This is a genomic window from Halorientalis brevis (assembly GCF_023077655.1).
The window spans coordinates 23884-46461 of sequence record NZ_JALLGV010000002.1; the positions used below are offsets into that span (position 1 = coordinate 23884).

The 22578-nt window shown below is 57.4% G+C and carries 18 protein-coding genes; 12 read left to right on the forward strand and 6 right to left on the reverse strand.

The window, feature by feature from the left end; translation table 11 throughout:
* Window positions 1-27: 27 nt before the first annotated feature.
* Window positions 28-1272, reverse strand: a complete 1245-nt coding sequence (locus MU553_RS04645; RefSeq protein WP_247376219.1) for an inorganic phosphate transporter — start codon at window positions 1270-1272, stop codon at window positions 28-30.
* Between the two features lie 138 nt (window positions 1273-1410).
* On the opposite strand from MU553_RS04645, the gene MU553_RS04650 reads away from it, so the two are divergent.
* The 3 genes from MU553_RS04650 (at window position 1411) to MU553_RS04660 (ending at window position 4244) form a co-directional block, all read left to right on the forward strand.
* Window positions 1411-1830 (forward strand): universal stress protein, encoded by a 420-nt coding sequence (locus MU553_RS04650; RefSeq protein WP_247376221.1) that lies wholly within the window; start codon window positions 1411-1413, stop codon window positions 1828-1830.
* A 233-nt stretch (window positions 1831-2063) separates the two neighbouring features.
* A complete protein-coding gene (locus tag MU553_RS04655; protein WP_247376225.1) occupies window positions 2064-2711 on the forward strand; it encodes a DUF389 domain-containing protein in 648 nt (215 codons plus the stop codon).
* A gap of 324 nt (window positions 2712-3035) precedes the next feature.
* Window positions 3036-4244 (forward strand): CBS domain-containing protein, encoded by a 1209-nt coding sequence (locus MU553_RS04660; protein ID WP_247376226.1) that lies wholly within the window; start codon window positions 3036-3038, stop codon window positions 4242-4244.
* A 174-nt stretch (window positions 4245-4418) separates the two neighbouring features.
* On the opposite strand, the gene MU553_RS04665 is transcribed toward MU553_RS04660, so the two are convergent.
* Window positions 4419-4826: a DUF7344 domain-containing protein gene (locus MU553_RS04665; RefSeq protein ID WP_247376229.1), complete on the reverse strand. Its 408-nt coding sequence runs from the start codon at window positions 4824-4826 to the stop codon at window positions 4419-4421.
* A 67-nt stretch (window positions 4827-4893) separates the two neighbouring features.
* Window positions 4894-5550, reverse strand: coding sequence for a helix-turn-helix domain-containing protein (locus tag MU553_RS04670; protein ID WP_247376230.1), 657 nt, complete (start codon window positions 5548-5550; stop codon window positions 4894-4896).
* A gap of 193 nt (window positions 5551-5743) precedes the next feature.
* On the opposite strand from MU553_RS04670, the gene MU553_RS04675 reads away from it, so the two are divergent.
* The 3 genes from MU553_RS04675 to MU553_RS23725 all read left to right on the forward strand — a co-directional run bounded on the left by MU553_RS04675 (window position 5744) and on the right by MU553_RS23725 (window position 7003).
* The gene (locus tag MU553_RS04675) at window positions 5744-6388 is read left to right on the forward strand and encodes a helix-turn-helix domain-containing protein (RefSeq protein WP_247376234.1); all 645 of its coding nucleotides are present in this window, start codon (window positions 5744-5746) and stop codon (window positions 6386-6388) included.
* Between the two features lie 82 nt (window positions 6389-6470).
* Complete coding sequence (locus tag MU553_RS04680) at window positions 6471-6821, forward strand: HalOD1 output domain-containing protein (protein ID WP_282594168.1); 351 nt, start codon at window positions 6471-6473, stop codon at window positions 6819-6821.
* The gene (locus tag MU553_RS23725) at window positions 6818-7003 is read left to right on the forward strand and encodes a hypothetical protein (protein WP_345893357.1); all 186 of its coding nucleotides are present in this window, start codon (window positions 6818-6820) and stop codon (window positions 7001-7003) included. Before MU553_RS04680 ends, MU553_RS23725 begins: the two co-directional genes overlap by 4 nt.
* Before the next feature lie 365 nt (window positions 7004-7368).
* On the opposite strand, the gene MU553_RS04685 is transcribed toward MU553_RS23725, so the two are convergent.
* Complete coding sequence (locus MU553_RS04685; RefSeq protein ID WP_247376240.1) at window positions 7369-7656, reverse strand: amphi-Trp domain-containing protein; 288 nt, start codon at window positions 7654-7656, stop codon at window positions 7369-7371.
* A gap of 1038 nt (window positions 7657-8694) precedes the next feature.
* Here MU553_RS04685 and MU553_RS04690 point away from each other — a divergent pair.
* The 6 genes from MU553_RS04690 (at window position 8695) to MU553_RS04715 (ending at window position 20688) form a co-directional block, all read left to right on the forward strand.
* Window positions 8695-9747 (forward strand): transcription initiation factor IIB family protein, encoded by a 1053-nt coding sequence (locus MU553_RS04690; RefSeq protein ID WP_247376242.1) that lies wholly within the window; start codon window positions 8695-8697, stop codon window positions 9745-9747.
* A 634-nt stretch (window positions 9748-10381) separates the two neighbouring features.
* Entirely contained in the window at window positions 10382-11224 is an 843-nt protein-coding gene (locus MU553_RS04695; protein ID WP_247376244.1) for a hypothetical protein, read from the forward strand.
* Between the two features lie 830 nt (window positions 11225-12054).
* Window positions 12055-18147, forward strand: coding sequence for a hypothetical protein (locus tag MU553_RS04700; RefSeq protein ID WP_247376246.1), 6093 nt, complete (start codon window positions 12055-12057; stop codon window positions 18145-18147).
* Between the two features lie 8 nt (window positions 18148-18155).
* Window positions 18156-18914: an immunity 49 family protein gene (locus MU553_RS04705; protein ID WP_247376249.1), complete on the forward strand. Its 759-nt coding sequence runs from the start codon at window positions 18156-18158 to the stop codon at window positions 18912-18914.
* 457 nt (window positions 18915-19371) lie between these two features.
* Complete coding sequence (locus MU553_RS04710; protein WP_247376252.1) at window positions 19372-19695, forward strand: hypothetical protein; 324 nt, start codon at window positions 19372-19374, stop codon at window positions 19693-19695.
* A 291-nt stretch (window positions 19696-19986) separates the two neighbouring features.
* Entirely contained in the window at window positions 19987-20688 is a 702-nt protein-coding gene (locus MU553_RS04715; RefSeq protein ID WP_247376254.1) for a hypothetical protein, read from the forward strand.
* 377 nt (window positions 20689-21065) lie between these two features.
* On the opposite strand, the gene MU553_RS04720 is transcribed toward MU553_RS04715, so the two are convergent.
* Both MU553_RS04720 and MU553_RS04725 read right to left on the reverse strand, forming a co-directional pair.
* Entirely contained in the window at window positions 21066-21320 is a 255-nt protein-coding gene (locus MU553_RS04720; protein WP_247376257.1) for a hypothetical protein, read from the reverse strand.
* Window positions 21317-21652, reverse strand: coding sequence for a hypothetical protein (locus MU553_RS04725; protein WP_247376260.1), 336 nt, complete (start codon window positions 21650-21652; stop codon window positions 21317-21319). Before MU553_RS04725 ends, MU553_RS04720 begins: the two co-directional genes overlap by 4 nt.
* Window positions 21653-22578 lie beyond the last annotated feature (926 nt).

Genomic DNA, 22578 nt, shown 5'->3' on the forward strand with positions numbered 1-22578 from the left:
CCGACTGTAAACGTCAGTAAGTATCACTCATAGCAGGAGCGCGAACACCGGGTATGAAGCGACAATCGCCAGCGATGGTGTCAACACCCACATCGTCACGATACGCTTGGCCGCCGCCGGGTCGAAGAGACTTCGCTCGTCGAGATCCGCCGGTCCCTCAGCGCCGACATCCGGGATGTCCGGGATTTCGTCTGGCTTCTCGGGCGATTCCTCTTCTCGAGCAATATCCCCGATGGTCGGGCTGGCAGGAGCATCCTCGGCGCGTGAGGTGACTAACGCGCCAGTCGAGACTTCTACTTCCGGACCGGCTGGCGATGGCGTCGCCAACTCCGCCAGAGTCGCTGCCCGACTTGCTCGACCCCATCCGAGCCCAATGATCGTCGATGTCGTACTGACGGCGAGACTCGCTGGAATCCCGAAAGACGAGAGAATGGTGATAACCGTGCCACCGACCACGGATACGATCAGTGACGCGAGAATCGGTAGCTCCGTGATATCGTCTCCAACCGTTTCGAGCGTGCGACGGGCGATTGTGAAACTGCCCAAGCCGAAGGCCCCCACCGCGAGCAGGACGCCCTGATTGACCGTCAGCGAACCTCCCGAACCGACGAGAGGGGCAACTGCGTTCGCAGCGTTCGACGCCCCAGCCGAGAACGCCATGTAACAGCCGATGATGATGACCGCGAGTGACCCGACGATATCCTGCAGTGATGCGTTCGGATTGATGAACGGCCGTGGAATCACTCCTGATCGGTCGAGTTGGATGAAGTGGAGATTGAACGTCGTAAACGCGATGTAGCGGTCGAGATAGGGGTAAATATAGCGGCCGACCACGACACCGATACCCAAACAGATCAGCGGGGCGACGATCCAGGCAGAGACGATAACGAACATCAGCGCCTGATTGAGGGTGCCGGATGCGAGGCCCAATCCGACGATGGCACCCACAGCGGTCATCGAAGTCGAGGCTGGGACGCCATAGAGATTCGATATCAACAGCGATGCGCCGGTGAAGAACAGAACGGCGATACTGGCGATGGGCGTGAACTGGGCTGCCGGCACGATACTGCTGCTCATCGTCGCGATGACGTTCCGACCGACAGTCCACGCCCCGAGAAAGCCAAAGCCAACGAACAACGCCCCCGCAGTTGTCTTCCGAATCAGACGTGAGCCGACTGCAGGGCCAAATGCCACGCCCGTGGATGATCCGCCAATGTTGAACCCAACAAATACGGCGACAAGGATACCGACGACGGTCAGGAGTGCCACCATCGTACTTGCGTCAACATTGTCAGGCTCCAATTTATAGGCTCTGACACCAGGGCTGGCTGACACCGGGTTTCACCGCTGAAGCGGTGGGTGATGAGCGTCTGACCAATGGTTTATGATTTTGGCAGCCATAATTTTCCTATGATATCCCGCGTTCTTGTCCCGATGGACGATTCCGAGATGGCTGAACACGCACTGGAATACGCGCTTGAGGCGCATCCAGATGCGGACATCACGGTCTTACATATCGTCGGCGAACCCTCAGCGATGATGGGAAAAGCGGTCGGACTGGCACTCGAAGACGATTTTGAGGAGGCAGTGGAGGGGCGCGCATCACAAGTCCATGACCGAGCGCAAGAGATAGCGCACACACACGAGAAAGAGATAGCCACGGACGTTGCGTGGGGGCAGCCAGCGAAAGCGATCATCAATCGAGCAGCTGATTTCGATACTGTTGTGATCGGTAGTCACGGTGGATCGCCTGCGGAACGGTTGTTCGTGGGGAACGTTGCCCAGAAAGTGTTCCGCCACTCACCGGTGCCGGTAACTGTTGTTCGATAACTCGTCTGTATTGACCAACTCGATTGCACCAAATCTGAGCGAATACATCTGCGAGATACGCGCCCTCCATCTTGCATAAGCGCTCTCGACTACCGTTTCCCTGTCAAAAGCAGCGTGACCGATATAGCGGGGAGACAGGGCGCATAAAAGTGGCATATTACGGACTGAGTTCCCTTATTAAACACTCTCGCATAGTCGCAATTGCTTCAACCGACACGCCCGTGGTTCTTCATGTGTCTCCCAGAGCCCCGCTTACCGAAAAGTGCGAGAACAAGTACGAACAGGTCACCCTTGATACGTCGTATCTTGTTTTGATGTCGATGTCCGGAGTGCTTGCTGGCGTGGCTCTCCTCACCAACTCGATTCCAATCCTCATCGGCGCGATGGTCATTGCCCCGGCATTGACGCCGTTGGAACTCGTTTCCGCTGGCCTTGCTGCAAACCGGTTGAATCGAGCCGGATTCGGGACCTTGGTCGCGTTCGTCGGTCTTTTCGCTGCGACTGCGGGGGCTATCGTGACGACGGTGACTCTGAACATCACAGGCGTTCTCCCACCTGCAGAGAACCTCATCGACAAACCACTACTTGAGGAACGCATTACGGCCGGCTGGTACAGCGTCGTTGCTGCTGCTGCGGCGGGTATCGCAGCGGGGATAACGACCGACAAGGAACGGCAAGACACGCTCGTCGGCGTCGTCGCGGCCCTCGCACTCGTCCCGGCCGCAGCTGCTGGGGGAATAACATTACTGTCACGAGCGCCTGCCAAGGCCAGTGGCGGCCTGCTCTTACTCGTTCTCAATATAGGCATGGTCGTGATAACTGGAACGGTGACACTCTGGCTCGGAGCTCGTGGCGATCGGAAAGCACAGACAGCGAAATAGATGCAACGTACTTATCACCTGTCTCACTCGTCCATGCCGAATCGAACGGACTTCTCTGGGAAACTGATCCTCTGAACTGGCCGATTTCAGGAGCAGGCGGTCGACCATCTCTTGCGAGATACGCGCTGTCTATTCATCACGCCGCTCAGAACACCATCTGTTTCTGAGAAAATTCAGCGGTCAGACCACAGACGCACTATAAAGTCAAAATAATGATAAAATGCACGGGTTTTAAATACTATGTTTCAGCCAGTCACTGAATAAGAAAACCGTACTAGCAACTACTGATAACCGTCCAGCGTCCCTTCTAGTAGAGAGTTACACATGGATATCTCAGAGATTCTTTCGACAAAGTTCACGGAGTTCGACATCGTCACACCGCTCTCGAAGGTCGCCGGGGCGTTCGAGAATCAGGAACTCGATGCCGTCATCGTAACAGACGGCGACGAGTATCGCGGTGTCGTTAGTCGTCGACAGCTAGCTTCCTCGTCCAACCAGCCGTCTGCGAAAGTCGGCTCACAGGTACAGCACGTCCCGACTGTCGACCGCACTGAGGATGTCCGCGAGGTCGCGCGGCTCATGATCGGGAGCGACGCCAAAACGCTCCCCGTGCTCGACGACGACCGTGTCGTTGGTGTAGTGACCGGCGATGCCGTGCTCGAGGCGGTCCGGCCGTTTCTCGATGCGGTGACTGTCGACGACGCCTACACGGCGGAGTTGATCAGTGCAGACCCCGACACCACTCTCGGAAAAGCGCTCAATATGCTTCGAGACGCCGGAATCGCCCATCTCCCGGTCGTCGATGGGAACGATCTCGCGGGAATGCTGAGCCTGTACGACGTCATCGAGTTCACGACGCGAGGCGGTAGCAAGAGCCAGGGTGGGTCGTCGAGCGGCTTCGGTGGCCGCGGCGGTGGTGGGCAGAACCGCGGTGGGTTCGGCGCGCGCGAGGGTGATGCTGACCGAATGCTCGATCTTCCGGTACGGAATTTGATGTCCGACGCAGCCGCGACGGTCGAACGGAGCGCCCCGCTCGACGAGGTCGTCGAGACGATGTTCGAGCGGGAAATCTCCTCGCTCGTCGTCACGGCCGGTGACACCGACGAGCCGGTCGGTATCATCACAAAAACGGACGTCATCGAGGCGCTCACCTGGGAGCGCGACGACCGGAACGCCGTGCAGGTGTTCGGGCTCGACCTGCTCGAGGGAATGGACTACGACGGCGTCGCCGCACTGATTGAGGACATGACCTCGAAGTACGGTGAGATGAGCGTAATCAAGGCCAGCATCGAACTGCAGGCGCATAAGGAACAAAGCCGGGGTGTGCCGCTAGTGCTGGCACGGATTCGTCTGGTCACCGACCGCGGATACTTCACGGCCGACGGAGAAGGCTACGGTGCTTCCCACGCCCTCCGTCTCGCAGCGAACGCAGTCGAACGCCAGCTCCTCAAGGGGAAGACCTACGGCCAGTCGAAGAAGCATCCCGACACGGACGAGCAGGAACAACTCTACGGCTGGTGGCTCGGTGGGTGAATACACGACGTCCAGCTCACCTCTCGATGGCTACCCTACCCGCTGGGTATTACCCTCCAGTCGCAGAGTCAGAGCAGTGCGTAGCTTCTGAGTGTGACATCCTCACCCGCCGTTCACAGTAGTTGCCGAATCGAATCGACAGCAGAGCTAATCATCCTAGATACTGCACTTCATTCACTCGTTGGCATCGGGTGACCCTACCAGTGTCAGGAGGTCTTGTTCCAGTTCACCGCCAACAAACTGGACGTGGCCCGTTTCAGCCTCGTAGTCGATTATCCGGACGTCTTCCAGTTTTGGGAGATGGGTATGGTGAAGTGCGATCCGGACGCGTTGACGATGCTCGTCAGACTCTCGCTCTGCGTCTTCGTCTCGAATCCTGTCTGCAACGCGGTCGACGAGCGCTTCGTATTTCAATGTCTTATTGGATGCGCTGGTCAGTGAGTTGAGGATCGCCCGTCGGTGTTCGTTCCCGACTGCCGATAGAATCCTCTCGGGGGAAATCGGTCGCTCTCGTTCTGCAGGCCTGGAGAACTCGGTGATCCCCTGTCGATCAGATACCCCTCGCTCTACATTCTCATCCATACTCACAAAGCGGAGCCCCAACTGCCTGATTCTATTCCATGATGTACAATGGAACCAGCCGATTCACTTACGGTTCGGGCTCGGGGGTGATGAGTGCATGCCGTGTGAACGCACCGATGGCACGACGCAGCCGCTCCGTCACTGCTTGATCAGAAATTTCGAGTTCGTCCGCGAGTTCTTCGGTGGTGCAGCCTCGGGGAATGTCGTAGTAACCCATCCGAACGGCAAGCATGAGCGCCTCCCGTTGTGGCTTGCTCAAGCCGTACCACGGACCAGCCCCGGGATTCGTGGGATTGTATACACTGATAATCTCCAGCGATATGTGTGCGTCCTCGCAACACGTCCGATACTGACTCAATGACTCGCGACGGGAGAACCGAATCTCGAAATCCCAGCCTTCAGATGTTCCTGTCGCACCCAAAATTTGCCCCTCGTGGTCCAGAATACACCCTAAGAGATGATCCTGGCTCGCATCCCAATCGAGTCTGAATAGGGTCCTGTCTTCGAACACGTCCACCTCCGTTACGTTATTCACGGTCGGATAGCGTTCGACGGTAGCGAGAAAGCCGTCTTCGACCGGTTCGTAGACCCAAAAGAGCGGCACAGTAACGTCCCCACTCGGGACGAGCGTTTCGAGTTCGATAGCCGACGCCTCGTCAAGATCGAGAATCTGCCCGAGCTCGAAGTCGTTGGGTGGAATTCGAACCTCCGCGATCACACTCATACTCTCTTGTGAGACTAGGTTGTTCAGGGCCCTACAAAAGGAGATGACATGGTGTACCATGCCCACCAGCATTCAATCAGCCCTACCTGCTCGCGGACTTCGCTATTCTCTCTCCCGACCGTACTTTGGCCTGTCTCGGGGCCATGATACACCAGCCACGTCAATTATCGGTCTCTTGGACGAAGACTCCCACATGGCGACCGTGATGGCGTTTACGAGCCCGGCAGCGGAGTTTCCGCTGGGGAGTGTCTTCGAGAACCTGCCGGGAGTGACGGTTGAACTGGAGCGACTGATTCCACACGAGACGCTGATCGTCCCGTACTTCTGGGTGCGTGGTGTGGAAACCGAGGACATCGAAGCCGCGTTCGACCCACACGAGGGCGTGACGGACATCCGACTGGTCGATAGCATCGAGGACGAGTATCTCATGCGTGCAGAGTGGAAGCAAGCGTACTTTGGCGTCCTGAGTGCCCTGGCCAAGGCCAACGTCGTTGTGCTCACTGGGATCGGAACGAAAGACGAGTGGCGATTCGAGGTGCGCGGCGAGAGTCAGGAAGCAATCGCTGAATTTCGAGAGGACTGCCAGGATAACGACATCCCGATAGAGATCACCGCTGTCCACGCAATGCTCCCGATCCAGGGGGAAGGCTACGAATTGACCGACACCCAGCGCGAGGCGCTGGTCTTGGCCTACGAGCGTGGCTACTTCGACACCCCGCGCGAGGCGTCGCTCGAAGAGATCGCTGAGGAACTCGGTATCACCCAGCAATCGCTTTCGTCACGACTCCGACGCGGGCATCGACGCCTCATTGGAGGGACGCTCGCCAGTTTGGCGTGACCGTTCGGGCGGATGTACTTTTAAACCTTCTGTATAATCAGTACCTCTGCTAAACCGAGTAAGACCGCTAGCTTGGGTAGATATGGACGCACTGGTGTCTGGGGTCGGAATCGAAGCGGTCGAGTATCATCAGGACTCTGGGACTGTTCGTACCCAGTTTGATCAGGCGAAGACGCCCGCAAGCATGGCTGCTATCGCAACGCTGGCGGGAGTGATGGACGCTGACCCGGTTGAACTGGATCCGCTCCACTCTACGGTTGATCCTGACGCCTTGGATGCGCTCGTCCGCGTTCGTCCCGGGACGTCCGGAGATAGCCACGTTACGTTCACACACGAGGACCACGCGATAACCGTGCACAGCTACGGTGTGGTCAGTATCACACCAGGACACGAACCAACAGCGGAGAAATCCGGGAGCAACGCGGGCAGATGACGTCTGCGGAGACTCCGCCTACGTCGAAAGCGGAATTGAATGCGGAGCTAAAAACGCTCCTTATCACGGCCTATCAGAATGGAATCGACGTGGAAGGCGGATTCGAATGTCGGAATGGAGCCGAACATCCAGACTGGGACGTGATCGTCACTGAAGTCGAAAAGAACGAGCACTCGGAGTGACCAATTGCGAGGGTATCCGGTTGGTAGCAGGTACCGTGGCCGTGGGTGACGAATATTGTCACGGTGATCGACTCGAACGAATGTTGTCAGCACGACAGTGGCGAGTACTACATGCCCTCCTGTGAGATGGTTCGAGGCCTGCAGATCCGATACTTCGTGAGGGTGAAACGCTTGACTACGAGGAGCATCTTCCGGTCTGTTACGAACTCCATCACGTCCTCCTTCCCGAGTTAGCGGATGCGGGGTTCGTCACGTTCGACAGGGCCAAAGACGAGGTGCGGCTCGGAGCGAGATTCGACGAAGTGCGTCGATTTCTCGAACAGATCGACGACGATCATGACGAGTACCCTGGGGCTGTACTCGCTTTACTCGATTTCTAACTGCCCACTTTCGCCACCCTCCTCACCGTCGTTCTCGTCCCATTCGAGTTCGAACTCGACACTTCGTTCAGTCATGTTGCCAGCCGGCCCTTCGCGTTCAGCTTTGACTTCGAAGGTCGGTCGGGCAGGCGGATTCAGCGTTACAGACTCGGAGCCTGCTTTCAGGGTGATAGCATCTCCGCTGTCGAGATTATCCGCGACGTTCCGAAGGTACGATGCAATCTCTTCTCGACTCTGGTCGCTCTCTGATTTGAACAGAACGTCTTCAGGCATACAGAGTCGATACGATACCCACACGGGTAATTCATTCCCTGTACTGATCACCGCCCTCTCATTCTGACAGACGATCGTGAGTGCTGACTATGCGCTGTGTCTGCAGCAGCCTCTCTGCAATACGAGCGATTGCTGATGCCGACGTCGGTGGGCAATCCACACTCACTGCTCAATTGCTCCGAGTACTCCTCTCCCTGTGATAGGCTGGGTGTCGCATCCACTATCGACGGCGCTGGCCCGGCGCTGGATCGAACACCGCTCGACCGGCTCACTCACGGGTCGATCACGTGTGAGACCCGGCGATTCACTTCATCGCAGATAGTGTGCCGAACGCCCTCGGCGGGCTCGCGGTCGCTGGCCGGGATATCCTCGCTCCGCTCGGATAGTGGCCCGCCCAGGCGACCAGGTGAACGCGAGCCTGCTCACGGGTCGTTCCTCCCCGTTCGCTAGCGAGGTGCGCCCTGCGGTCGCACCTCGCCCGCCTCGCCCGTTCAGTCCGCCAGGACGTGGGTTGGTCGGGGAGTTGAGAGATGTGGATGATCGGTGTGTCGTGACGGCTCGCCGCGCTCGGGCGGCCAGACGCCCCGTCCTCGCTCACGGGCAGTGCCCGTTCGCTTCCGAGGCCCTCCCTCCAGTCGGGCCTCGCGTCCCTCGCGACCGACCATTCCGGGCCGAGAGCGCCCGCTCGCAGAGCGGGCGGGGCCGGGCATGTGGTCTCGCCGCCAGCGGGTAAGCGCGGGGGCTGCGCGCCGTGGGTGCTCACCCCCACGCTTACTCCGCTGGACGCTCGGACGGGGCTGGCCACCGAGACACTCGCGGGGCTCGTGTCTCGAGCCTCACCTCGCTTCGCTCGGTGAGACTTCGCGCGCGGCTGGCTGTGGCCGGTCGTGGCCGCGCTCTCGCTCGCGCCCAGAGGGGGCGCTCGCGAAGGCGCGAGCGAGAGCGCAGTCGTGACTCGTCGGTCTGTGTCCGGAAAACCCCGCGATGTGGTAGCATCGCGGCGTCGGCGCGTTCGCGCCTTCGGATCAGTGAGATCCAATGAGTTCTAACATCGAGATCAGTGAAGAAGCTTCGGCTGCACAGGCAGTTGACAACCACACGGACGAGCAGACGACCCACACGGAGTGCCCAGCGTGTTCGAGTCGGGTGATCGCGGACGACGTCGAGACGTTCTGTCGGGACTGTGGCCTGGTCGTGCGGCGCGACGACCTGGCACGGACGCCGACGCCGAGCGTCCACGGGCCGACCAGGGTGAGCGGTCCCCAGGAGTGGGCGATCGAACCCACCACCGCGTTCCGGGTTGACAACGGCCTCGGGTCGCGGATGGACCTCGGGATGGACGGCAACGGGAACCCACTCTCGACGGACCGGCGGCGACGACTCGGCCGGATGCGGACGTTCCACCAGCGGTTGGCGGATCGCGAACGGCGGCTGGCCGACGCGCTCCGGGACGTCGAGAACATCAGCACGAACGCCGATCTCCCACGCTGGGTCGGCGAGGACGCGGCCCGATACATGCGCCGGGCGGACGCCGAGTGGCTCGCTGGCGGGCGGATGGCCTGGGAGTCGCTGGCCTGCGGCGCGGTGTTGCTGGCGACCAGAGCGGCTGGGTTCGAGCGAGAGCCCGAGCGTATCGCCCACTACGCGAAGACGAGCCACGAGCGGGCGTGTGCGGCGGCCCGGAAGATCCGGACGGAGTGCGGGCTGGTCGGCCAGGTGCCCCCGGTGCGGCCGGCCGTCGTGGACGCCGTGCTCGCCGGGCTGGACGACGAGTTGGCGACCGAGACGGTGCTGGCATACGCGCGCCTCGGGCGCTACCTCATGGGGATTGCCGACGCGGAGCCGATCGGCCCGGGGACGACCCGGGTGACGGTGGCGGCGTCGGCGGTGTACGCGGCTGACCGGCTGACCGACGGGAAGGCGCTCACGCAGGCCGCGGTGGTGGCGGCGGGCAGCCGGGTGTGTCCGACGACGACAACGCGGGTCTCGCGGTACTCCCGGGCACTTCACGACGCCTACCGGGCGCGTCACGGGCAGGTCGCACCGGCGACGGTGCTCGAACGGGCGACCGACGGTGGGCGGCTGCGGTAGGCTGGATCCACCCTCTTTTCTTGTTATGCGGGCCAGACCACCCGCGACCCACCGCCCCACCCTCCGATCCGTGCTCGCTGCTCACGGGTCACGTCGTGACCCGTTCGCTCGTCGCGGCCTCACGGCGTTCGGCCGCGCGATCACTGCGCGCGCAGCCACGACCTCCTCGTGGGGAGTACACTCTGACACCCGGTACAGTGAGCGCCACGTCGTGGCGAGAGAGACGGGTGGGGGCCGGAGCACCACGTGTGTTCGGCGGCCTGTGATCGGAGGGAAACGAGGAGCCAGTGATGGGGCAGTGTCCCGGCAGGTGTCGACAGTCCGCGACCGCCCCGCAGCGGGAGGTCGGTCCCTCCGGGGCCGTCGGTCCCTCCGACGGTCGCTCGGCGCTCGGGCCGGTCCCACGGCCCTCGCGCAAGTCGAGACCTCGCTCCCTCCCGGCGGCTGGACGGTTTGCACTATCGGGTTCGCAAATGACGACAGACGCCGGCGTGTGGACGGTACCCGAAGCGTGACAGTGTGTCGTAGAAATAATGTCTCACGGCCACATCATTGGGGCAATACGAGTCTCGATCATGTGCCGGCGGGAATCGTCGGACTAGACATTTATGTCAGGTTAAATTATTGTCGAGATATGGAGCGGCGGCCCGGCGCCATCGCATTCGGATCCGTTCTGATCACTTGTGTCGGGGTTGGTCTGGTCGCACGGCATCCTGTTACTCTGGCGCACGGTGTCGGCATACTCTTCGGGGCTGTTGTGCTAACACTTGGTCTCGCGGGTGTTCTGGGGGTGGGGAAGACGGGAGTGACCCTCCTGCGTTACGTGTTCCCCCAGTCTCGGGGGCGGCCAGAATCAGTAGCTGGTGCCATCTGGGTCAAGATCGAAGGGCAAGTTCATGCCGAATCCGAACGGGTCGAAACTGTCCTCAATGGGCCTGCAGTCGTCCGCGAAACGGAACTCCGACTGCGGGAAACGATCCGTGGCCTTCCGTGGGGGCATTTCACCGACTATCCGTCTGAGCGAAGCGGGGTCCCGTTCAGGGTAGTCACTGGTGAGTCACTCGTGGTTGACCCGGGTGAGTCGCCAACGATCATCGAACACGGGATGCGCAGCGAGACGGGGCGTGCCTTCGGCGCGGACAGCGACCCACCAGCTTCACTGACGGACTTTCTCGATGCACACGGGAAGTCGTTCGAGCCGATCGTCTTCGACGGGCGGATCTTCTCTCATACCTTGTGTGTCGATGAGAGGGTGATCGAATCGGGTGACACTGTTCGTCTGTTCGGGAAGGTCTCTCTGGAGACGGAGACCGGGGACTGGAGACTCCGGCCAGCTGGTGGGGTTCTCGGCGACTGCTATCTCTCACCGGACTCGTGGGGGGCAATCCGAACGCATCTCCTAGCCAATCTCCTCTGGGGAGCGGTCCTCTCCCCAGTGTTTCTTTTCGTCGGTGCGATCCTCGTGTGGCCTCCGTAAGGCGGTCTCGTCGGCCCGTCATGTCGGGCGCTCGGGCCGGTCCCACGGCCCTCGCGGGCGTCGAGACCTCGCTCTCCCGGCGGCTGAACGGTGGGCACCAGTGTGGGTTGCCACTTCCAGGGCCCTCGATTCTGGTGGGCCGTCGCGAGCAGCACGGCGGGACGTACCCGCGTCGACGGCTGTACTATTCTGGGCAAGCATCGAGCGATGCCCTTCTCGGGTAGTGCGTCGGGCGGGCCAGCCCGACCCGGTCTTATCAAAAAGTGCGTGCGTAGGCTCCTGCGTTGTTTGGTAAGACTGTAGAAGACGGCAGATTGTCCGTTTCCGCCAGGATATCGCTGCCAGGGGTGGTTGCTGAAGTGGTAAAATAGGTCGTCACGGAACTGGGCGACTGGCTTTCAGTCTTGCCTGCTTCAACCCATCAAGGGTGCACGTCTAGGCGTGGCCTCCAGCCGTTGACACATGCAGTAGCTAGTTGTGGGACTCGGGAGATGACCCTTTGATTCAGAAGAAATGGACGCGGTCGTAACGCATGTCCGGTACTTCTGGAGTTGCTTGTCTGTCACAACAGGTGTGACTACATTCAGCCTTCTCTCGATATCAGCAGGAAAGTTAGCTTATAATATCGCACTCAACTGGCCGTACTGTACCACAGTCTACAAGAATTCATTCTTGACGGTTGAATTAGATACATATATCAGTGACTGAAATTAAACTCCGAGACGAGGGCTAGTTTGCCGATAGAGGGGTAGACAGCAGGTTATATCATTGAAGATGATTCTCCATTCCAATAACAAGATTTAAGAAGGATCTCTCAAACAGGTTGCTCAATGAGACATTCATACACACTCATAGTTATCTGCACAGTGGTAATGCTGGTAACCGCTCCAGTAACGCCGGTGGTCGGGTATTCCGGCCCTGAGGTTGGAGAGAACGGAAATCTGGAGGGGACACAAACGCCGTTTGGACAGAATATTGTGAATCCGGGGAAACCTGATACTATAGGTGGTCTGCAATCGGGGAATGCAACGGTCACACCAATAGACCCGGGATACATTGGTCCAGACCTATTCAACGGGGAGACGACGCCGAGTGGGACTACCCCCTACGAGCATCTCACGCAGGCTCAGACAGTCATACAATCAATTAACTCGAGCGACCGACAGGATGTAGATCGCGCGCTCGAACGGGCATTAAACCGGCTTAACGACAGCAGCGATGGGTTCCACGGTGAGTGGCGACGGACAGAGAAGAAGCATTTCCTCAGGGATGCACAGGCAGTAACGTCGTTGGCGCATGTGAGTAAGCGCTCATCTGCCGAGCAACAGGTTAGCAACGCGACCGCGATGATTCTAGCGGCAGATCGAGCCAGTGCACGCGTTGCAATCCGTGACGTCGAGCGAACATTCCAGCTCTCGGATGTCGAGGTTTCGCCAAAAGCATCGAACGCACTTGCGGCTGCTCAGCGTGCAGAACAACGGGCAAATGAGACACTTGCGAAAGCGTCGAACAAACACTCGAAACAGCAATTGCGGTCACGGGCACAAGCCGTGCGAGCATACGGACAGGCCTGGCACCACGCACAGCGGGCACTGACCGCAACTGCTCGGACCACACCACCGAACGTGACGATCCGAACCAGGGCAGATATTCCAAGCGAAGAACCAGGGATTCACCGGAATATCCTCGGGACAGTCGAGTCTGTCCGGCCAGTCGAAAATGTCTCAGTCCGTATCGATGGGGGTGATCCGGTTACAGTCCCCGTCAATGGGACTGCAGCCCCAGGTGCGAACGCGACGTTCGGATTCGAAGTAGATGTCCCCTCGAACCAGACCAACATCACAGTGTCCGCTCGCATGCCTCTCCGGTCGGACACGACGACCACCGCCAAAAATACTGAGCGCAAACCTTCCCCCGGAAAACAACGTGCAGGCGACCGAAAAAAGAGCGCTGGTAAAACGAAGTCCAATGGTCCACAGCAGAAGGGAAACCCTGCACGTGAGAAACAGCAATCCAGGGAAAGAGGTTCTGGAGCCAACGAAAACAGTGGCTCCGGTGGTGACGTGGTCGGCCGTGATACTCTCCTGCTGGATGGCGACTACCTTCCGGGCGAATATGAGCGAACAGTCACCAAGACCGATCCATTAGACCCCGATAGTAACTCTACAGCCACCGATAATGACGAAAGCGACAACGGAATCGTTGATGGGTACGAAGACTTTGACGATGACGGGTTAACGACTGTTCGTGAATATACCCGCAAAACCGACCCACTGGAAATCGATACCGATGGGGACGGACTCCCTGATGTTGCTGAGATAAAATATGACCAGCTGGATCCAACAGATCCGGATTCAAACGACAACCAGCGCCTCGACAGCGCTGAAGATTACGATGGAGACAACCTAACGACTGCCAGAGAGATCACCTTCGGAAGTAATCCATTCAAATCTGACACAGATGGTGATGGACTCAACGATTCACGGGAACGGCAGTTGGAGACAGACCCGACAGCCAAGGATACGGACGAAGACGGACTCACGGATCCAGAGGAGGTCGAACTCGGGACTGATCCAACCGATCCTGACACCGACGGTGACGGAGTCATCGATGGAGATGAGACGTTTACAACGACGACAACTAATGAGACATACGATATTTCAGTCGCAGTAACGGGTCCGGGCCAGCAGGCAGCGGCAGTAGAAATTCGAAACGGAACACGTCTTGGGTTTGAAAGTGGACCAGTGAGTGACGCTCGGGTCACTCCGATTGTGGACCTGACTACGACCCGGGAATTCGAACAAGCAGAGCTCACGTTCGAGTATTCCGACTCGTCTGTGGGCAATGAGTCTGCGTTGACCGTCTACCGCTACAATGAGACGGTCCAGTACTTTGAACCGGTTCCGACAACCGTTGACCAGGCGAATGATACGGTGACGGCCACGACGTCACACTTCTCGCGATACACAGTAATGAACGCGACGGCGTGGCAGAACTATACCGAGTTGCAGACTGCCGGTGAGATACCAGGAACGAATGGCTCCGCTGACAGCCCCGAACCTATCGTCTTCCAGAACCAGTCGTCGTTCACTTGCCAACAATCGTGTGACTTCCAGAATGAAACGACACTCATTCTGGGTGGTGTCCCAAGTGCTCGAAAGATCATCGTTGAACAGAACAACCGTTCGATCGAGGCTGTCCCTTTGAGTAACGGGCAACGAATCGAGACGTTCTACGACTATGCCAACGCGCAGATCAACTCACCTCTCCCGATTGCAGAAAGCGATAAGAGTCAACTGTTCTTCTGGTCTGGACCTGATGGACTGAGCCTTGTTTTGCTCCATGATAAGCCTTATGACGGGTCTGGGGGTGCCGTCACGATGACATTTGATGACCTCCCCACCAGTCAAGGCAGTTGGGTGGTCAAGGACGACCCCGGTGACTTTACCTCGGAGACGCGATTTGATTGGGCCTGGAACTACAAACGGACTGACGGTGGTGTCTTCCGTGGCGGACTGCCGAACCAGACCATATCTATCTCGCCTGCATTCAACGACGCTGCAAGTCAAAGCCCTCTTTCATCAGGTGAACTCACCACGTGGCAGGTGTTAACCGGGCAGGCGACCGACCCGCGTTCGATTTCGCTGGATATGGATGAGCCAGTGACGATTCACATCCCTGAATCACCGAACACTGGTGACAATCCAAACAATACGACAGGTGATACGGGCCAAGCTTCGTGGGAGTACTCACTTACGGACTCGACTGATCAACTTGCGATCTTCTATCAGACAGAACAGACGGACGTCAATCCAAACGCGACAGTAATTGCAACCGATGCGAACGGCAACACTGTCACTAAATCGCTCTCGATCGGGACTGTCGGTACAGTCCGCGAATACCTCAATGTCTCGGAACTAAGCGGTGACACAGCGACAATATCGATCGCTGCGACTGGCGTTAATCTCCGGTCACAGGTTGTTCCCCAGACGGTATCAGCCCCCACATCTAACGACTCCGACAATGATGGAATTCCAGACCGTGTCGAACAACGGCTGGGAACTGATCCGAATGACGCAGACACAGATGGCGACGGGTTGGATGACGGTCTCGAAGTCGGTGGGTTCCATACTATAAATGGGATTATCACCACCAATCCGACCGAAAACGATACCGATGGCGATGGTCTCACCGACGGCCAAGAGGTCACACAGTACTGTAATGATGGCCGACTCAGCTCCCAATACGGAATCTCGGCTGATTGTCCAGACTACCTCCCGGACGATCACTACCTCCTCTCAGGTGACCCACGGAAACCACATTCCGACCGCGACCGGCTGAGCGATGCCGAAGAAGTTGCTGACGCAAGCATCAATATCACCACAACGCCGGAGGCGACGCGCGATTACGTCACTGCCGTCCAGAACGATGAGAGTGGTTACGACCACTTGACTGAGAAGCCACTGGCTGAACTCTCCAATCCAATGGAAGCTCATTCAGATGAGGACGGGATCATCGACCATGAAGAGGTCCGGCGGGGGACATCACCGAAACATACGGATACTGACGGTGATGGAATCGACGATGCCGTCGAACTCGAAGAGGGTTCGGGTGCTACCCTGTACGATGCTGACCCGCCAGAAATCCAATTCAGGTCAGTCACGGTTGAGGAGATCTGTACCGTCGATGTCGATGTCGACGTGGAGTTGAGCTGGGACCCAGTCGATATCGATGGAACAGGGTCCTGTGATGATGAATGGGCGCCCGAGTACGTCGTGGACTACGGAGTCTACGACAATGCCGGACTCCAGCGGATCGAACTCCGGAAGAATGGCAACGAGTTCGAATCGACGTCCGATAGCGATTACAACCTCGATGAGGATTACGAGTCAATCGACAAATTCCGGTTCAATCCAGCACTGAACCTTGAAGACAGTTTACTCGGCGAGAAGGTCACTGTCTACGCCAAAGACGAAAACGGAAACGACCGAGCACAAGAGTTCGTCGGCCGGAACGTCTTCGCTGACACTGCCGGTCTCATCGAACGGGGGACAGATCTGCCACAGGCCACATCGACCAATATCTACACATCACTCGGTCTCACGAGTGGGCTGAGTTACGGCACGGGCCAGTCTATCGATGGACTTGCAACCTTGGCTCAGGAGCCAGGTCAGGTGATCAATGGCTTCAGTCAACTCATCGACATCGCACAGAACGAAACCCTTCGGAACCAGGTGCCTGGTGCCATCGTCGGGTCGGTCCAGCATTCCCAGCGTGCACAGAACCCACTTTCAGCTGGGTCGTTCAACAACGCCTCGTTCGCAGGCGGCTGGTACGTTGGCTACATTGGTGCCTTCGTCGTCGAAGAGGCAGCACTCTCAAAAGGGGCTGGACTCATCGGAAATGCGGCGCGGACGTCGACGACGATTTCGCGCGGGCTTGATGCGGCCGGCGGCTTCAAAGTCCTCGCCAAAGCAAAAGCGACTGGGCTGGCTCGTAGAGCGACCGTCGGGAGCCTCAAACGCGCAAATGACGTCCTCCCGACGCAATTCGCTCGCGGCAGAGCCGGCCGAGCACTCGGGACACTGGACACGGTGAAATCTCGCGCCACTATCGAGGCAATTGACCGCATCCCGAGTGAGCGGCTCCGAACCATCCGAGATGCCGCTGGCGAACGGTCGACGGTGCAGTTTGCAGCCCGCTACGGCAAAAGCGGAGCGAAAGTCGTCAAGAGCATCGGACAGACACCGGCCCGGACGCTCGTTCGCATCCAGGACGACCTTCGATATCAGCGGATGGTCGTCAAGGCGTACAAGAACGATCCTGACGTGACCAAAGCGGACATCGGCCGCTCGATGCGCCGCTACCGGACTTTTGACGGTGCAACCAAAGCACGCTACACGACGCTTGTGGCTGACGGTGGCCCGCGGTCGCTGAAAGCCTTCCGCGAGTTCTCCGATGCGGACCTTCAGCGGTTCCTCGATGCCGATGCGACGGTGGCGGACCAGCGGCTCTTCATCCAGGTCGCTGGTGAGGATACAGCCGACATTGCGAACTCGCTCGACGATACCACGCTGAATGCATACCTAGATCGGCAGTTAGTAACTGGCCGGTCGTCGGGTTCACTTGTCCCGGACGGTGGAATTGATTATCCACTCGCAGCACAGCTCTGGTCGGGAGGGATGGCCCGGAGGGTCGCTGATGCCGATGTGCCGATGGGCTCGCTGAAAACGAACTTCGATGAACTCCGTGATGTCGATGTCGGTGACGGAACAGCTACATTCGATATCACGAATGAAGGCGTGCCAGCGACTGTTCGCTATCCAGATGATGGTCGAGTGTATCTCGACCAAGCGATCGAAGCAGAGGCGCCAGGATTGTTGGACGAATATGGTATCTCGTCACTTGACGAGGCGTCCTCATTGGGGCCCAATCAATTGACGAACCTGAAAGGGGATATTGGTGAAGAGGTAATCGCTCCTCGTATCGCTCGTGAGAAGGGATACGAAGTGGTCGATGTCCCCTTCGAGTCAGGAACAAGCGAGACTGGATTTGACGTCGTGGCTCGTGATCCAAATTCAGACTCAGATGAGCTTATCATCATTGAAGCGAAATACAAGACCTCTAGTGCATCCCAAACGGTGACTAAGGATGGTTGGTTATCCAGCACGGAAACGAAAGGTCACCAGATGGATGATGAGTGGATCGACACTACGATCGACGAGTTGGATGCTGCTGCCGAAACCAGTAAGCAAAGTCAGTTCGTAAATGAACTTGAAGATTCACCACTTCGGAAGGAGCTGGTTGCGGTGCAAGATCGGCCAAAGAATGGATTTACCGTTGACGGTGGATTAAAAGATATAGGGCTTGATATCGACGACGTTGATATAATAAAGCTTGGTCAGATACTGGATCAACCGTAGTAAAGAGAATGGAAATAGATACAACTGAGATTTCCGATGAACTACAGCGACTGAAGGACCGCGTCCAGAAACATCAATCTGAACTTAGCGATTCGAATGTTCCCCCAAAGCGAGTTTACAGAGTTAATGGATTTATCGCCCGTAAAGCACAGCGGATAGCTATATTTCAGATAATCCTCGGAGATCTCTCGCAGGCTAACCAATGGTTCAAACGAGCTGTAGAACATCATATATCGAGATATAAAGCGTATGAAGAATATGCGATTGAATCACATTCTCAATCCCATTGGGATAGTGAGCCAACTGTATTACGTGAGGGGTTTTACTCGGCACTTCTTTCGGGTGATGAAGGAGTGATCCAGGAAATAGTAACCGTCTCGTCGATGATGGATCCCGAGTACCCCAATCACCATCGAGACTTGTTGCATGAGTATTACTATGTGAAAGCGCTGGCGGCATTACTCCAGGATGAAGACGCTCGGCAATACATCGCAAACATGCGGGCATTCATAGAGGATCTCAATCCCGATCTCGTACAGTACTTCGAGCCGTTAGCGATCGCTCTCGAAGGAATCGCTACCCACGATACAGAGCAACTGCATGAGGCCATTGAGCAATTAGTTGAATACCATGCTGCTGATATCGCTGATCAGCCCAGTTCAGCACAGGAGTATGTTTGTCTCCCAGCACTCGCGCTGAGTAAATTGGCCGAAAGACACGGACTGGAAGTCGATATTGAAAGTGAATACATCCCGCAGGAACTTTGAGGAGAGCTCAGTCAGACCCTGTGGCCTGCAGGAAACAGTATGACTCGTCTGAAGTTCAGGACGATTTTCACATGGCAACATGGATGGGTGAACAATTCACGACTGGAAAATCCAACTCCTAAGAACCGAAACACCCGATACATGGTTCCTCGGGAGTGTCCTGTACTGTCTGGTCGCCCAGGGTACCCGGTACAATGCTGGAAAGTACCCCGGAAGATACATCATTTCGCCGGAGGGTTTCGCCGACGAAATCAACGTCCGAGAAGGGGAAATTGACGAGCGGATAGAGAAATTGGGAACGATACTTGAACAGTATGATCGATTCGATTCGGCGAGTACACAGATTGGAGTGGGACTCACCAGGAGAGAGACCAACGAGCCACTCCCGTTTACACTGACTCTGAACCCGACAGACCCCGGTGGCTGTCGGTTAGAAATTGAAACACACAGTTCAGATGTGCAGGAACCGGAGCGGTTCCAACGGGTTGTCGATTTAGCAACCGTTCTCTTCGACCGGTTCAAGTTCGATTTCGGCGCATACAGAAGTGAACACGCGGATCCGATTCCGTCACGGGTGAACGAGATCGGTCCTGACGATGCCAGTCTCGTCACGTACTATTCCTCAGCGATGGTCGACGAAATCGGCCGGGACAAACTCCGCACTGCGCCGGCCGTCGCTATCGAGGAACTGGACTCTGGCGGGGTAATGGTACTTGCCGGTGAGGATATCAACTCGTTCGACGGCGTTGACGATCTTCGAGGATACCTACGCGAGCGCTGAGCCAGCACCAACCACCACTCAATTCATTCTGACTTGAACCCACTCGTTGAGTTCCTCGTGATGAACTCGCGTGATTCGTGTCGGGAATCACTCGAAGTACGGCTTCGGAGAGCTACGAGTGAAGTCAGTCACCGCAGATTAAAGGTAACTCAGCAAATATATAGAACATCTGAAGCCAAAGCACAGACATATGAACAATGACCGGTGCCGATCCCTCAGCGTCCCTGTCGGTCAACCTTAATAAAGTAGATTATATTGTCAACAACTGACAATCAGAAATACTCAAAACACATGTCCAAAGAACCAGTCTCAATCTATTACCTCTACCGAGAAAATCGGGACGACATCGTTGGGGAAACCATTCGCGCGCTTCTCGATAACGGCTGTCGGGCCAACAGTGATGGTGCAACTCACGGCTGGCGAGTGACCGCAAGCCGAGATTGGGACCACGTCGACTCAATCGAAGAGGTGATCGACCTCTTAGATTCCGCAGACAGTGGCCGCTGTGAGGTATGGGCAGAACGCATGCCGATCGAGGTGTCCATCGACATCGAGACGAGTCGTGTGCCAACTGGGTTCCGGCATGTCGCACTCTCGGTATCCAATCTCTATTTCAAGGAGACCAGTCACGATGACGACCGAACCCGTGATGAGTATCTGGGTCGGTTCTTGCAGCTCTCGAATGCTGTCCACCGTCGTACCGAACCGTTCTGCGGATACGGCTTCTACAGAAGTCCACGTATCGAACGGTATGTTCCGACAGAAGAGCAGGTCATTACTGGTGACATCGACTACCCGTGCTGGGCGAACTATTTCTCCCGACGAACAGTCGACAGTATCGGCCGGGAAACTATCCTTTCGGCACCCGTCCACCGAACCGAAACGCTCCACGATGACAGTATCCTTCTCGTCGTCAATCAGTACCCCTATCAGTTCCCCGGGGCGGATCAAGACGCCGTAGTTGACCATTTGGGCCTCTCTCTCCCCACGTAGATCAGGAGTCGGGATTACGTGCGAGCTTGACCAATTTCTGTCTCAAGTACCACCAAGGCCATGAGCGGACAGGTCTCAAAGCGTGTGAATACCGTAGAATCCGTCATTGACTGCTGTCGGCCACTCGTCGTCTTCAGTGTCTGTGAGAACGTGCAATTATGATAATGTATTATAGTATGACATGGACTTGTTTGACCGGAATACTGACTCAGAGGACGAATCGGGGTATCATGACCAGAATGCCCGATCTCGTTCGGAACTTCGTAACAGCCCACGCATTGTGTAGTTCTTGTCTGACTCCACTTACAGCAGATACCATACAGGGATAGTGACCAACTGACGGCTGTCCCGCACCGAAAAATTGGATTCGAGTTCCGCTACTGGTCGACGACGGCGAGCCCGTGCCACCAGTCGCCGCGCGGGCCTGCGTGCCTGAGCGTTAAGCTGTATTCCCCGAAGATCCCACTGACGACGGCGGGGATGCCGTCAGTGCGGAGCGTCACCTCCACGGTCCAGCGGTCGGTGGGGTCGACGCTCGGTGCGACCACGTCGACGCCGATCACCGCGGGGACGGTTTCGAGTGCGTTCACTGCATTGTGTGCTTGGTGACGGGCCTCGACGCGGCAGCTCATGCCGTGGCCTCCTGGGCGGCGTCCTTCGCCAGGTTGTAGCGAATGTCCGCCGCCTGGGCCTTCGCGGCTTGGTGGCGGTCGTGCGCTGGTGTTTCTGCGTTCCACCACTCGTCGATCCAGCCGCACTTCTCCTCGCGGACGTAGTCGATCCAGTGCTGGACGGCCGGGCGAGCGAGTTCTTCGGTGTGGACGACGTCGCCGTCGACGGTGACGGACAGCGTGGCCCGGACGGGGTCCCAGCGGTGGCACCGACCGCGTTGGTCGTAGCCGATCACCGCTGCGTGATTCGAAACGGCGGTACGCTTTTCAGAATCGTTGTCGTAGTCGGTCATGGTTTCTAGCACAGAAACCCGGCTCGCCTGCTGGAACAGGCGGGCACTTTTCCGCGAAAATCGCCCTACAGAGCCGGGTTTCCGTATCTCTAACATGGACCCATAACCCCATAAATTTTTGCCACGCGGAAACTAAACAAGAGGTTGAGTCATGGACTCCGCGCATGGAAATCAGAAGGTATCGGACAGCCGGATAATAGAAGCAGCTGCCAAAACTGAGGGGCCGTTCTTCACCGCTGGCGAGGTTGCAGACGAACTTCCAGTAACTCGTACCGGTCTCTCAAACCGTCTAAAGAGCCTCCAGGAAGAAGGGCGAGTAGATCGGAAAAAGAGAGGAAACTGGGTCGGGTGGTGGCTGACGGAGGACTACTCCGACTCTCGATGAGTTGCTACGCGTTCGCGGCCAGACTCAGTTATCCAAAAGATGCGAGTTCCCGCGACCTTCTTCGAGGCAAGGTCCCCCTTTTCAGCTAGGTCTTGCAGGCGGTTGTGGACGCCTTGGCGTGACAGGTCAAGGGGATCAGTAAGCTCTGTCGGATGTAGAACGGGATCTGGAGTTAAAACAAACTCTCGTAGAATATCAACGTCGGTGACCGTTGGTTTCCGACCTGGCGATCCCATTTGAGGGAACATCTATTCCCATCCCCTAACTGTTCCCCGGTTGATAACAAGCTCCGGGCGGAATCCAGTTTCCGCGTGGCAAGTAATAAGTGCTGTGCGGAAAGTATTCTAGGACACGCCTCTATCGCGCCTACGATACTCGGTGAAATCGTCACCGACCTGTACTGGCAGGTCGGCGCGATGAGGCTTCCAACGAGCAGAAGCCATGTCAGCCTTCGACACCGAGGGGCTTGAAACCTCTCACCGTCAGTTAGAATCATCTCTCGACCATCGCTGGAACCCATTAACCAACATTTCCCCCAGTG

What these genes read in the sequence shown, in the direction of transcription:
- MU553_RS04645 (WP_247376219.1), bottom strand. Translation starts at nt 1,272, where the DNA reads ATGGTGGCACTCCTGACCGTCGTCGGTATCCTTGTCGCCGTATTTGTT.
- MU553_RS04650 (WP_247376221.1), top strand. Translation starts at nt 1,411, where the DNA reads ATGATATCCCGCGTTCTTGTCCCGATGGACGATTCCGAGATGGCTGAA.
- MU553_RS04660 (WP_247376226.1), top strand. Translation starts at nt 3,036, where the DNA reads ATGGATATCTCAGAGATTCTTTCGACAAAGTTCACGGAGTTCGACATC.
- MU553_RS04665 (WP_247376229.1), bottom strand. Translation starts at nt 4,826, where the DNA reads ATGGATGAGAATGTAGAGCGAGGGGTATCTGATCGACAGGGGATCACC.
- MU553_RS04670 (WP_247376230.1), bottom strand. Translation starts at nt 5,550, where the DNA reads ATGAGTGTGATCGCGGAGGTTCGAATTCCACCCAACGACTTCGAGCTC.
- MU553_RS04675 (WP_247376234.1), top strand. Translation starts at nt 5,744, where the DNA reads ATGGCGACCGTGATGGCGTTTACGAGCCCGGCAGCGGAGTTTCCGCTG.
- MU553_RS04680 (WP_282594168.1), top strand. Translation starts at nt 6,471, where the DNA reads ATGGACGCACTGGTGTCTGGGGTCGGAATCGAAGCGGTCGAGTATCAT.
- MU553_RS23725 (WP_345893357.1), top strand. Translation starts at nt 6,818, where the DNA reads ATGACGTCTGCGGAGACTCCGCCTACGTCGAAAGCGGAATTGAATGCG.
- MU553_RS04685 (WP_247376240.1), bottom strand. Translation starts at nt 7,656, where the DNA reads ATGCCTGAAGACGTTCTGTTCAAATCAGAGAGCGACCAGAGTCGAGAA.
- MU553_RS04690 (WP_247376242.1), top strand. Translation starts at nt 8,695, where the DNA reads ATGAGTTCTAACATCGAGATCAGTGAAGAAGCTTCGGCTGCACAGGCA.
- MU553_RS04695 (WP_247376244.1), top strand. Translation starts at nt 10,382, where the DNA reads ATGGAGCGGCGGCCCGGCGCCATCGCATTCGGATCCGTTCTGATCACT.
- MU553_RS04700 (WP_247376246.1), top strand. Translation starts at nt 12,055, where the DNA reads ATGAGACATTCATACACACTCATAGTTATCTGCACAGTGGTAATGCTG.
- MU553_RS04705 (WP_247376249.1), top strand. Translation starts at nt 18,156, where the DNA reads ATGGAAATAGATACAACTGAGATTTCCGATGAACTACAGCGACTGAAG.
- MU553_RS04715 (WP_247376254.1), top strand. Translation starts at nt 19,987, where the DNA reads ATGTCCAAAGAACCAGTCTCAATCTATTACCTCTACCGAGAAAATCGG.
- MU553_RS04720 (WP_247376257.1), bottom strand. Translation starts at nt 21,320, where the DNA reads ATGAGCTGCCGCGTCGAGGCCCGTCACCAAGCACACAATGCAGTGAAC.
- MU553_RS04725 (WP_247376260.1), bottom strand. Translation starts at nt 21,652, where the DNA reads ATGACCGACTACGACAACGATTCTGAAAAGCGTACCGCCGTTTCGAAT.